This is a genomic window from Natronorubrum halobium, from assembly GCF_051351675.1.
Taxonomy (GTDB): domain Archaea; phylum Halobacteriota; class Halobacteria; order Halobacteriales; family Natrialbaceae; genus Natronorubrum.
In genome coordinates this window covers 316501-329405 of the sequence record NZ_CP195596.1, presented here as the reverse complement: position 1 = coordinate 329405, position 12905 = coordinate 316501, and the positions used below count along the sequence as shown (strand labels likewise).

At 51.3% G+C, this 12905-nt stretch carries 8 protein-coding genes and 2 pseudogenes; 3 read left to right on the top strand and 7 right to left on the bottom strand.

The genetic code is table 11. The features are described 5' to 3' along the window. Positions 1-135 precede the first annotated feature (135 nt). Entirely contained in the window at positions 136-1395 is a 1260-nt protein-coding gene (locus ACSFC7_RS25510) for an alkyl sulfatase dimerization domain-containing protein (RefSeq protein WP_436348062.1), read from the top strand. A gap of 83 nt (positions 1396-1478) precedes the next feature. On the opposite strand, the gene ACSFC7_RS25505 is transcribed toward ACSFC7_RS25510, so the two are convergent. Beyond that, positions 1479-2735 (bottom strand): alkyl sulfatase dimerization domain-containing protein, encoded by a 1257-nt coding sequence (locus tag ACSFC7_RS25505; protein WP_436348061.1) that lies wholly within the window; start codon positions 2733-2735, stop codon positions 1479-1481. Between the two features lie 332 nt (positions 2736-3067). Here ACSFC7_RS25505 and ACSFC7_RS25500 point away from each other — a divergent pair. Continuing rightward, positions 3068-3536: pseudogene (locus ACSFC7_RS25500) on the top strand (hypothetical protein); the annotation flags it as partial. A gap of 96 nt (positions 3537-3632) precedes the next feature. On the opposite strand, the gene ACSFC7_RS25495 reads toward ACSFC7_RS25500, so the two are convergent. From ACSFC7_RS25495 to ACSFC7_RS25470, 6 genes and pseudogenes are all read right to left on the bottom strand, one after another. Then, positions 3633-5015 carry an FAD-dependent oxidoreductase gene (locus tag ACSFC7_RS25495; protein ID WP_436348060.1) on the bottom strand — a complete coding sequence of 461 codons (1383 nt, stop codon included), beginning with the start codon at positions 5013-5015 and terminating at the stop codon, positions 3633-3635. A gap of 1139 nt (positions 5016-6154) precedes the next feature. After that, on the bottom strand, positions 6155-7297 hold the full coding sequence (locus ACSFC7_RS25490) for an amidohydrolase family protein (RefSeq protein WP_436348058.1): 1143 nt from the start codon (positions 7295-7297) through the stop codon (positions 6155-6157). Positions 7298-7560: 263 nt separating this feature from the next. Continuing rightward, positions 7561-9321, bottom strand: coding sequence for an inositol monophosphatase family protein (locus tag ACSFC7_RS25485; RefSeq protein WP_436348057.1), 1761 nt, complete (start codon positions 9319-9321; stop codon positions 7561-7563). A gap of 295 nt (positions 9322-9616) precedes the next feature. After that, a pseudogene (locus tag ACSFC7_RS25480) lies at positions 9617-9892 on the bottom strand (IS5/IS1182 family transposase); the annotation flags it as partial. A 126-nt stretch (positions 9893-10018) separates the two neighbouring features. Continuing rightward, complete coding sequence (locus tag ACSFC7_RS25475; protein ID WP_436348055.1) at positions 10019-11170, bottom strand: acyl-CoA dehydrogenase family protein; 1152 nt, start codon at positions 11168-11170, stop codon at positions 10019-10021. Positions 11171-11504: 334 nt separating this feature from the next. Then, on the bottom strand, positions 11505-11840 hold the full coding sequence (locus ACSFC7_RS25470; RefSeq protein ID WP_436348053.1) for a Rieske (2Fe-2S) protein: 336 nt from the start codon (positions 11838-11840) through the stop codon (positions 11505-11507). A gap of 148 nt (positions 11841-11988) precedes the next feature. On the opposite strand from ACSFC7_RS25470, the gene ACSFC7_RS25465 reads away from it, so the two are divergent. Next, positions 11989-12759 carry an SDR family oxidoreductase gene (locus tag ACSFC7_RS25465; RefSeq protein WP_436348725.1) on the top strand — a complete coding sequence of 257 codons (771 nt, stop codon included), beginning with the start codon at positions 11989-11991 and terminating at the stop codon, positions 12757-12759. Positions 12760-12905 lie beyond the last annotated feature (146 nt).

Sequence of the window (12905 nt, the reverse complement as noted above, 5' to 3'; positions counted from 1 at the left end):
TTCGGCTTGAGCAGCCCATCTTTCGTCTATGTCGTGGTTAACCAGCGTTCACCATTCTAACAAGGGAGACCGACGATATGCACTTCTCACTTCCAGTACAAGGATATAAATGAGGCCAGAGCAATGCATTTCTGTATGAAAGACGAAGCCAAAAAGTCTCATGAAATGTTGGGGTGGTCTAACGACCCTGTCGAAGTTACCGATGGGACGTACTTCATGTCGAATATAAGCAACGTAATCGCCTTCGAAACCAATGATGGATTAGTCTTAATTGATTCTGGAATGTCCAGCGGATCAAGGTTCAACCCTGCTCCCGATATGGCGTCAACACTTCGGGAGTTCACTGACAAACCGGTTCACACAGCTATCTACACTCACGGCCATATTGATCACATCCACGGCTTAAAACATTTCCTCAAAGAGGATCAAAGTCAGCCTCGTGTAATTGCTCACGAGAATATTCTTGACCGCTTCAAGAGGTATGAGCGGACAGTGGGACTAAAAGAGGCGTGCAGTGCCCGGCAAATTGGTGGGACGAATGAAGTAACGGAAGAAGTATTTGACGAACAGACTTCATATAGAACACCTGACATACCGCCTGATACGCTTCACGAAGAGGGCATAAGTATTGGAGTCGGGGAAGCCACATTCCAAATATATCATGCTCGCGGTGAAACTAATGAGCACAGTTGGGTATACTGTCCGGAACGAGAAGTTATCTGTAGTAGCGACCTGATCATTAACCAAGCACCAAATGCAGGCAATCCGCAGAAAGTCCAGCGGTACCCCAAAGAGTGGGCAATGGCCTTGAAAGAGATGGCCGCAAAGGATCCCCGCCATCTGTGTCCAGGGCACGGTTCTGTATTTGTTGATTCACCTAACGAAATCCAAAATGTGTTGTTGGAAACCGCAAAGTATCTCGATTCAATTGTGGAACAAACAATCGATCTGCTTAATGACGGCGCACCACCTCATGTGGATATTGTACAACAGGTTGAACCACCAGAAACTGATGCTCCGTGGTTAGAAGAGAAATATGACGAGGCAGAGTTCATTGTCAGAAATGTAATCAGGATGTATAGCGGCTGGTGGTCCGGCCGTCCAAGCGAGTTGAAACCTTCGGCGAGGGATGAACTTGCGACCGAAATCACCTCTTTAGCCGGAGGGCCTGTAGAGGTGGCAGAACGGGCACTGTCGCTTCTTGACAATGAAGAGTTTCGTCTTGCAACTCATCTTGTCGACTATGCACTGGAGGCAGCGCCAGAAAATGACAGAGTGCAGTCCGCTGCGATTACTATATATGAGGCCAGGGCTGACTTTGAAGATAGTTTGATGGCAACAAATCTCTTTTTATCAGCTGCAGATTACGCTGCTGATGGTCGAGCGTTCCATTAGTCGCTTATCAACACTACTTGGCCATTAGGACTTGACGACGGACACCCAGTGTAGGAGATACAATGAATTGGGTAGCTGAGTTATTACCGGCTACAAAATGGGCGGCCATCCTCTGCGTATTCCGAAGCTGCAGTAAATATATTCTTCGAGACACCATCTTTTTCTTGCTCTGCGCGCTCAGAATACACTGTTGCAGTAAGTGACTGAACTGATTTGTCATCAGGAGCTGCTTCTAATGCATAATCGGCTAAGTGACATGCTAATTTTATTTCCCCCTGATCAAGCTTTTGTTGTATTCTCGTAAGCAGGTTTTCAGTACCGCCTGCTAACGCTACCACTTCAGTAGCCAGTTCCGATCGACTGGCTGGCTTGAGTTCGCTGGGACGGCCGGACCACCAGCCCCCATAGTACCGGACGATATTCCGGATGATAAACTCTGTATCATGGTACTTCTCTTCGAACCATGGTTCATCCACTTCTGGAATTGAAACCCTGTGAACGATATCAGTATGTGGTGGGGCACCATTATTGAGTTCGTTCAACGTCCGCTCAACTAAGGTGTCCAGAAAATTCGCGATTGTCCGCATACGGTGACTCACTTCTTCAGGCTGATCCACAATTGGTGCGAAGTGGCCCATACATAGCACCCGGGGTTCCTTCGTAGCCATTTCGCGCAGAGCCGTCGCCCACCCTTCGGGGTACCGCTGGACTTTCTGCGGATTGCCAGCATTAGGTGGAACGTTCGCGAATAGGTCACCCGAACAGAGAACATCACGCTCGGGACAGTATACCCAGGTGTGATCGTCGGTTTCGCCCTTTCCATGATGGATCTCTAAAGTGAGGCCACCGACGTTAATTGTGAGCCCATCCTTATACCATGTTGTCGGTGGATGGTCAGGCCAACCGAATAGACTGTCTTCGAGGTTCTCAAGACGGCCATATACCGAAGCTGTCCCACCGTATTGACGAGCGTTGATCGCCTCGTTATATCCTATCGTCCGTTCGTATCGGTCAAATCGATCTGCCATGTTTTCGTGAGCGATGATCGTCGGTTCATCTTGACCATCAAGAAGATACGCATCAAGACCGTATACGTGATCCATGTGACCATGAGTGAGAATTACTGTCTCTATAGGCTCTTGAGAAAAATCACGGAGTTTCTCTGCCATTGCAGCAGACTCACTATATATTCCCGTATCAACGAGTACAAGGCCGTCGTCTGTTTCGAAGACGGTAATCCCGCTTCTCGCAAAAATATGGTACGTATCCTCTGTCACTTCACGACCGGACAAATCTCGTTGCGCAAATGTCGTATACGCATCAATTGGAGTTTGAGGCACACTTTATCCTTCTTCATCAGTCAACATAAAAGTAGGGAATACCGTGGTGATGGGGCAAGTTTCTTACAAATATGAGGGTATTTAAACATCTAACGGGATAATATAGACAATCTCTATATGGATTATAAACAGCGACAGCTACTGCAGGAAGTGAGCAACAGTTTAGATCATTGCCGGGTCGTAGTCTTCAATAACTTCTCTTGCGATAGTCCGTTGGTAGACCACGTCTGCACTGTCGACGAATCGAAAGACACGAACTTTCTTGTAGATGTACGAGATGAGGTGGTCAGAACTGCCTAGAGGACAGTCTGAGAAACAAGCAGTGGTGACGGGATGGCGAAAAGAAGTGGTTGTGCGCTGCGATCGACACAGAATCAAAGCTCCTGCTCGAAATCGACGTCTTCGTGCTTAGCAGTGTGCTTGCCGATTTCGAACTGCTCGGCGATGAACTCGCTGTCGACTTCGTCGAACAGCGAGTAAAATTTGCTCGCGGTCGTCGGTGACTGACTGTACCCCTCGGAGAAGGTCTGATGCGAAGAACGCTGTGTCCGAGAATGAACTGCTTCTGTCATCGTCTATCTCAATCTAACGGGCTGAGATCGGATTTAAGTACTCGAAATGGCACAGGTCGAAAAGTGGTTTCAGACTGTCTTGATGCGAATCGACCGCTTTTCACTCCTTCTGGCGGGGCAGTCCAGCCAGCGCACGCCACTGGCTCAGACGCTTTAGACATCATTCTAACCACGATCAGCCGAATTAAGCGCTCAATGGCCAACGCCGACTGAGGAGGTGCTGAACTAGACAGTGCCACTATTCCTGAATTGTCTCTGAACCGATCGACGATAACCGATTGCATGAGTTTTCGAGTTTATCCGAAAAGAAGCATCACTCCCGAATTCAGGCGACGTTTTTGCCAACGATTCGGCCGGAGGCGAGTGCAAGTGCGAGCCCGCCAATATAGTGTCTGTCGTTGACGTTTCCGATGTCGACGCCGGCAGCGTAGAGACCACCGATCGGCCAGGAAATCTGATCCCTATCGTCGATAGGATTCTGCGAAATCGTGGAACTGCTTGTCGTACGCCGGAGGACTTCCATCCGTTCGTTCACGTGAAGCCCTCCCATTGTGAATGTAATCCCAGGTTGGACCTCAACGACGTAGAAGGGCGGTGAGTTGATCGGATCTCGGTTGTCGGCCCGTGGCACTGCTAGGTTGGATGTTTTGCCAATTTGGACACACCTGTTGTATCGGCTGAGCGTTTTGATTGCCCGGCGCCCGTTGACGCCCCACTCATCCAGTATGGTCTGAATTTCGTTGAGGTCCTCGCACTCGGCGGTCCGGCCCCCGAACGCCCCCGCTCGGTCGACCATCTCTCCCACAGTTTCATTGTGCCAGTTCATCTCGTAAATATCTCGATCGATGACGAGGTAGCCCCGACCATCGGCCTGTTTTGCTGTATCTTGGGCCAGTGTCTCTTCGAGAAACGACTCGGACTCGTCGGTGAAGCGTTCGCCAGCCGTGTTGAGTGTGATACCACGTGGACCGTAGTACTGGGTGGCATCCGCCAGCTGCGATGTATCGAAATCTGCGGGCGGTGCGGCCATGTTGTGGCCGTAGAAGTGGCTCATTCCGCGGGTCGATTTCCCTCCGATATCAAGTGCGGCGAGAAGGCCGTCTCCAGTGCTCCACGGATTCGCCCGGAGCCAGAGATTCTCTGTATGAGTCGTGATGTGTTGTTCGAGGAGTCGTTCGTTCCCTTGGAACCCACCGGTCGCTAGGACGACGCTCTCTGCCTTGACGCGTAGCTGCTTTCCATTGGGACTCATAGCAGCTACGCCGACGACGCGACCCGTGTTAGCTGTAAGCAGTTCTTTCATCGAGGTTTCGAGATGTATTGTCCCCCCTAAATCCTCAATCCGATCGACCATGAACTGAGTGAATTCGGGTGGGTCGAATGATTTTCCTTTTCCGGGGACATCGGGTTCAAGCGTCGACAGCGTTGCCCCAACATCTTCTTCCAGCCACTCAAGTCCATTTTCGAACGAATTGATAACGATTCGCTGTAGGTCCTCATCACCATGCGGCGCCACTTCGCGAGCTTCTTCCTCAGTTTCGTACGTCCAGAGTGCACCACCAGAGAGATACATTGTTCCACCTGCTCTGTGACCTTTTTCGAGGAGAATAACATTAGCGCCTCGACGCAATGCTTGGACGGCCGTGACAAGGCCAGCCATACCGGCACCGACAATAGCGACATTAGTTGACACGCTATCTTCTACCATAATGGTAACAGTGGCTGTCTGGATATTTAAGTGGTTAGTATCTAAGTCAGGCATATCCCTGTAGAGCACTCTCCTAATGTGTTTGTTTTTTCACGCGAATACCTTTGCTGATTCGCAGAGGGTGTCGAAGTGGGTACGTCACTGCTCGCTATAGTCCGTAGCGAGCTATTTATTTGGCCGAGATGAGTTCTGTTGGACGTACTGTCGCAGGATATCAAAATTGGATTGCAGCTCGACTGCCACCAAGTAGCGAACACGACTCCACGCATCCAGACACTGGTGCAAAGGATATCACAAAACTCAGTCCGAAATACACACTATCAGCGAGAGGCGACTACCGAAATTGTAACCGATAATTCCCATGATAGTGAACACTATTCCAGAGAGGGAGAAGAAAAACGTAATCCAGGTCTGATAACCTTGCCACACGGCTAAATCAGAGTTGAACAGGAAAATGAAAGGAACGAGGAAGGTAAACAGGCTGATTCTGAGCGTAGGCTCCGCAGCCACTCAGAAATTGGCTCCAGATATTTTACAAGCGACTGTACAGATAACAGCAATCGGTAGCATGATTACCGATAATAACGCAAAGTAAAAGACGAACAGGTAGATGGGAAACGGTTCAACGCTTGTTGAATAACAATCAGTACCACACAAAACGTCCCTTCTAACTCAGCTTGAAGCCGCATCTTCATCAACATCGTTGACCTCACCGGATTTATCCAAGGGTTTGCAGTACAGATGGTTGGGTTAGCAGCCGGTATCCTGATCTTCGTTGCAATCTTCGCGATGTTCTCAAGTCTCCTGTTTGGGCTGGGAATGCTAGGGGCAGCAGCATATGTAACGGTAGCGATTATCTCAGCACCAACGATGGTCGAAATGGGACTCGAACCGCTCAATGTTCATTTATAGTAACAACTGGAACTATAGCCCATGTTGCTAATCGCGGAGATTAAAGCTCTACTTCGTTTCCCGCTCGGCTGAGAACCGTTGAATGGTGACAGTACCGCTTTAGAAGTGCGAGTGTTCTGATTGAGTCAAGTCGGTACCCCATTCAGAAAGCATTTATATCCTGTCATGTGGCGGCGTCATTGCGAACCCAGACGTCAATCGTATGACCGGCGAAAGGCAGCGATCCGCTACAGATCGAAGACTTCCATCGCGTTTTCGCCGAAAATACGCCGTTCAGCACTTTCATCCATGTTTGGAATCGTAAGCATCGAAGGATAGTCAAAATCGAAGTGAGGGAAATCAGTCGTATAGACGAGTAGCTCTTCAGCGTTCATCATATCGAACATCTGCTTGAGAACTCCCGGACCAGGAACATCTTCGATGGGTTGAGTACCGAAGTAGAAACTGTCGCGGATCGCCTGACTTGGTTTCGTGTCGAGCCACTCCATGGCATGTTTCCGCCGCTCGTAGGTCTTATCCATCCGACCCATGATCCACGGAAGCCACGTGATCCCATGTTCCATGAAAATAAACTGCAGGTCGGGGAACTTCGCTGGAATCCCGTTAAACACCATGCTCGTCAGTTGGGCGATCATCTGCTGATTGGTCGTCGACAGATTTTCGGCTGTACTCTGGATACTCGGTGCGGCGTACGCACTCGACCACGGGGAATTGCTTCGGGATGGATGGACGTCAATCCCGAGACCCTTATCCTGAGCGGCTTGATAGATTGGCTCCAGAGCAGGATCCCCGAGTAGCGTTTTGCTGCCACCCGGAATATGAACCCCGATGAAGTCTTTTTCGTCACCAACACGCTCTATCTCTTCGACCGCTCGTTGTGGGTCTTGGGTTCCAACCCGGAGTGTCGCTTTGACGCCATCGTACTCGTCTAACCACTCGTTAAGGAGCATATCGTTCGATGCTGAATAAAGGGCGCTCGCGAGGCCCGGGTCCCGAATACTACTTACGAGCAAGATCATGTGGCCGTGAAGCACGAGGTAATCCGTATTGAACAGGTCCATAAAGGTATCCAGTCTGGACGGCTTCGTTGGGAAAGCGTTCTCCTCGAGCCCGTACGGATTTCCGTCGCCACTTGGAGAGGGATTAACATCCATCTCATATGAGCCGCCGATTCCTTGTGTGAGCGGTTCCTCGGTCCGAGCGAGATGTTCGACCTTGCTCTTGTATGGTTCATCCATGTATTTCGCCAACCGAGAGATATCGAAAATCATCTCATGGATATCACAGTCGACGACTGTGTAATCTTCCATCCGCTCGATCATCCCTTGGGCCTTTTCGTGTCCAGAAATCTCTTCGGATTCTACAGCCATGGTATCAGATTACACACCACTGCTCCTAAATGTTGTGGTGTTGAGTCGCAACGACTCTGTCATCGGAGAGAAAAAACCGAGATGAGTGTGAAGTTTGTAGGATAGTTACTGTCGAAAGTAACCTAGTGAATCGCTAGATAGAACCGAGCTAGTCCGCCAAAATAATATGGCTGCTGTGAAATCGTCTTATTTCCGGATCGCGCGCGTGATGGGGCACCCCCGGGCAGGGATCGTCTGGATAGAAACCCGACCGCCAACGCTACTTACTCCGACTCTGAGTGTGTCGAAGCGGGACGCTGTTGTGGGACGGAGAGTCCGCTCTCAAGGTGCTCAAGCAGCGCAGAATGGAGCGTACCATTCGAGCCGAGCAGTGCCTTCCGATCACCAGTCTTGAGACTGAATTCGAATGGTTGTCCGGTTTCATCGGTAATCTCCGCGCCAGCAGCCTCGGCGATCACGAGACCGGCGGCGACATCCCAGGGATAGGTATCGTATTCCCAAGTAGCGTCGGCGCTACCGCTGGCGAGATAACACAGGTTGAGCGCGGCTGAGCCGAGCCGACGGACGCCGCGGGACTCTTGATAGAAGTTCGAGAGGAACGAGCCGTCGGGATCGTAGCCCGAGATGAGCATGCTCTCGTCGAGACGATTCCGATCGGTTGTCTCAATCTGGACTTCGTCTTTCGTTGCATCACCACCAGCAACGGCACTGAACAGTTCATCGGTTTCGGGAACGTAGACGACGCCCATTACCGGTTCGTCTTTCTCGACGAGCGCGATCGAGATCGAGTAGTTGGGATTACCGTGCGCAAAGTTACCCGTCCCGTCAAGAGGATCGATTACCCAAGTGTAATCTGACTTCGCGTTGGTCTGGCGCGCGCTCTCCTCAGAGAAGATAGCATGGTTGGGGAACTCGTTCCCAATGACAGTCGTAATGATCCGATCAGCCTGGTGATCGGCCTCGGTGACGATATCGGACTTGTCGCTTTTGACATCGACCGATTCGGTCTGTCCATGAAGATCCCGGAGTGGCTCGCCGGCGGCCTCGGCAGCTTCTTTCGCGATAGTGAGAGCTCGATCGATGGTGTCGCCGTCGTCATCTGTGGATTCTAAACCAGTGAACGTGTTCGTGGCGCTCTCTGTCTCACTTACCGTAGTCGCGGCTGTCTCAGCGTCGTCACGGACATCCCAACCCAGTTTCTTCGAAATCGCAGTGAAGAAGTGATCATCGTAGCTGGTCCGGACGACATGGGCAAGCTGGTCAGCACCCGTGACGATAATCTCGTCATCGTCGCTGAGGATTGTGTTCGCTCTGCCACCGTCAATGAGCAGACTCGCTTGCCCCTTAGTGGTGATTCGGAGCTCAGTTTCGGGGGAGAAGATGACCGGTCGGACGCCGATTTGATGGGTATGTAGCGGGACAAGTTGAAGCGTATGGTTGTTGACCGGGTAATGGATTGGCCCGTTGGCGGACAGAGAGACACCGGTCGACCCAGTTGGTGTCGAGACCGCGACACCCGTTCCCTCGAACTCACCGACGTACTCGCCGTCGGCGAAAACGTCGAGTTGCGTAATCTTGCGATCGATTGGGTTCTCCGGTGGGACATGCTGTATCATGACGTCGTTGATCCCAGTCGCATCTACGCCCGGAGCCTCAACGTGCACCTGCTGGCGGCTGTCGACTGACGCCCGGCCGCGAAGTGTCTCATCGAGCGCAGCCCTGAGGTCCGCCGGTTCGACGCGGGCCAGAAAGGCGAGCGATCCCGTGTTAACCCCGAGTTGGGGGATATCCCGTGGGGCAAATGACTTGATCCCCTCCAGAAAGGTACCGTCACCGCCGAGCGTGACACCGAGTGTAGCTCGATTCTCATTGTAGACGTCGTCAATCGTATTGCCAACATCAACGGTAAAGAGATCGATGTTCTGATCTTGAGTCCAACTCTCGAGGCTGGCAAGTGATTCATCGCTATCTGGGCTCACAATGGCGATAATCTCGTCTATTGTTGCTAGTCTGCGACCTTGCATTTGTGATAACCGTACTCACGCTTTCCCAGACACTTATAAAAAAAGTTCCCAGTAGGCCAGAATCTCGTGAAGAGAAACCCTTTAGCACTAGAACCATTTTCGAGACAAGGGACTTGATATCCAGTTTCCGTTACCCTTCCTTCTGAGAAACCAGATTAGCCATCTCTGCGTAGTCGACGATTCACTGATAGGCGACCGTGTTAACATTGGCCGTTGTGTTTGCCTACCTCATAACACGCTTGATGTTGTAAAATATCGCGTCCATCGCAGCACAACCAGATAGGTCGTGCAGTTACGCCGGCAGGCGCAACAGCACTCGCCAGACCACTATCTTGATTCTATCACACATTTTCAATACCGCGAATAATTAAAGATATCGGCCGCGTTGAGGACGCTCCTCGAGTATCTGTAGCATCTCGCTCAAGAGATTGAGTACTTCACGATGGGATTTCTCCAAATAAATCCGGAGACGATGCAGCAAAACAACCGCATAGTCGGCGAATCTGCTGCTACCCTGTGGGACGGCGGATTCAGCTCGGCCACTAACAGCACTTTTAGCTAGCGTTACCACTTTTCACTGAAGCCGGAAATTTTGGACCTGAAGCATCCGTTGTTTCCCTAGTTGCAACGGATCAAGTCAGTTACATCCAACGATTCACCATAGCCTGGTCGAAACCAGACTCGATCGAACGTTTAGCTATAACTGACTCTCATCGATGCTCTCATAGATAATATTCTGTTGGATCTCGCTCGTTCCCTCGACAATCTTTTGTACGCGAGAGTCTCGATAGAATTTCTCGACGGGGAAATCTCGTGTATAGCCATAGCCACCGTGGACTTGAATCGCCTCAGAACAGACGTCTTCACAGATCTCGCTCGCGTAGTACTTCGCAATGGATGCCAGTTGTCGTGGGTCCTCACCAGCAATAGCCTGTGCTGCTGCTCGATAGGTGACTGAGCGCGCTGTCTCGACTTTCGTGGCCATATCAGCGAGTTTCCACTGCAGCCCCTGAAACTCTCCGATTTCCTGTCCGAAGGCTTCCCGCTCTTGGGCATACTGATATGCATGCCGGTACGCACCAGCCGCAGCACCCAAGGCGTTTGCAGCGACCATGATCCGGTTCTCGTTGAAAAAGTTCATCAGCTGATAGAATCCCTTGTCTTCGTCGCCGATCAGATTTTCTGCCGGAACTCGTGCGTCACTGATAGTGATTTCTGCAGTTGGACTCGCCCGAAGTCCCATTTTCGGAATATCGTTTTCGATCGTGAATCCGTCGGTGTCTGTTGGGACGATAAAGGCGCTAATTCCCTGATGACCCTCGCCGGGACTTGTCTTAGCCATGACGACCATGAACTCCGCAACCGGACTGGTGCTGGCCCACGTTTTCGATCCATTGAGGACGTACTCGTCTCCGTCTTTTTCGGCCGTCGTCCGGAGGCCGGCGACATCGCTGCCAGCGTCAGGTTCACTAATCGAGGAGCCACAAGTAACGTCACCTGCTACAACAGGCTTGACGAACTCCTCTTTTTGCCACTCATCGCCGTACTCGAGAATCATTTCGGTACCAAATTTGGCTGAGAGCACGGCAGTTCCGATTCCAGGGTCCGCGCGATTGAACTCTTCGTGGACAATAATCATCGAGAGAAAGTCCATTCCCGAGCCACCGTACTCTTCAGGATAGTGTGGCGTGAGGAAATCGAGATCAGCGGACTTCTCAAAGATCTCCCATGGGAACTGTACCTTTCCGGGCTCGTCGTACTCTCGAGCCACGGGTGCTATCTCTGATTCGGCGAAGTCTCGCACGGCATTCCGAACCGCACGATGTTCGTCCGAGAGAATCCTGGACATCACTCTATGGTTATTCTCCATGGCAAATAACTTTTTGCTCGGCTAGAACGCCGGTCAGCTAGCGTTTCCAGTAGGCACTGCTCAATCGGCGAGAACTCGATTCGAAGCAAAGAGAGAGTCGTAGCGTAACAAACGGGTGTTGTGTGATCCGTAAGTGACCGGCGTGAACGGGCGTAGCGAACGACATGGTGTGCTACTAAATAACAGTTTGAACAGTATGTACGCTGGGAAATTATTGTGATAGAATTAACCAGTGTACCAGTTATCTGGGTGGTGTGTCTGAGGGAGAATTTGCCAACACACGTATGGACTCAAACAACTCATTATACCCCCACTACACCTCTATCTTCAAGACGCCATCGTCTACGTCGACATCATAGAGATCGAGCGTTGTCTGATACGTTTTCAGTTGTTTCTTGTCGGTGGGGAAAGCCGGTTTGCCTGAATCGAGATCAAACCGCCAACCATGAAATGGACAGGCGATGGTTGTCTCCTCATCATCACTCTCAATTGGACCGTGTCCGACGGGACCGCCCATATGTGGACAGAAGTTCGAAACCGCATAGTACTCGCCATCTACGTTAGTAACGACGATCTCCGTTTCGTTAACGTTGATGATCTTTCGCTCACCCGGCGGTAAGTCACTCGCGGGACAGACGGTTACTTCCATATCTACTCAATGTATGTAGACCATGGTAAATCTTCGGGGCCAGTTCGGAACTGATTGGGTATTACTACAATTGTTTCTCGAAAGGAGCGAGAAGAACGGCTACGGTAATTTTATGCCGGTAGTTCCTATCTGTGGTAGTAGACCACGTATGTCTAGGTTGTTATCAGGAGATACTGCCGTCGTTACTGGTGGTTCAAGTGGAATCGGTCGATCGATCGCGCTGCAGTTTGCAAGTCATGGTGCAGATGTCGTTATTGCCGACCTCCAACCCGAACCGAGGGAGGGAGGGATATCGACCCATAAACAGATCGAAAACGAAACAGACGCGTCCGCCCGGTACGTTGAGTGTGACGTTACTGACGTCAGTGACCTCGAGCGTGCCGTCGACGCTGCTGACGAGTTCGGCGGCATCAGCATTATGGTTAACAACGCTGGGACGTTTCGGGACGAGTCCTTCCTCGAAGTCACTGAAGCGGAGTTTGACCAATTGATGGACGTCAATGTTAAGGGTGTATTCTTCGGTGCGCAAACTGCAGCCCGAAAGATGGTCGACGCTGCGGGTGGTTCGATCATCAACCTCTCAAGCGTCGCTGGTTATCGGGGGGCGGGGGATTATACATCCTACTGTACCTCGAAGGGAGCGGTACGGCTGTTTACGTATGCACTCGCAGACCGTCTCGGACGGAATGGGATTCGGGTCAACGCTATTCATCCGGGGTCCATCGACACGGCGATGATGAACGAAGACAGCTCCGTCTTTGGAACTGAAGCCGGCGAACGGCTCTTAGAGTCGATTCCACTTGGAGAGCGTGGCGAGCCAAAAGATGTCGGGAATACAGCGGTGTATCTTGCGAGTGACCTCGCTAGTTACGTGACTGGTGAGTCGATTATCGTAGACGGTGGGCGAACACAGACGTGAGTGCCGACTGCCCGCTGCTGTATGGCCGATAGCAACAACTGCAACGATTTACAACTTCAATTTCTCGTGTGCCCCCGCCTGGAGTACCGTTTACGCCCGCAGTACCGGCCAGCGTCGGTTCCCGCTGAAAGTGACTCGAATTATTC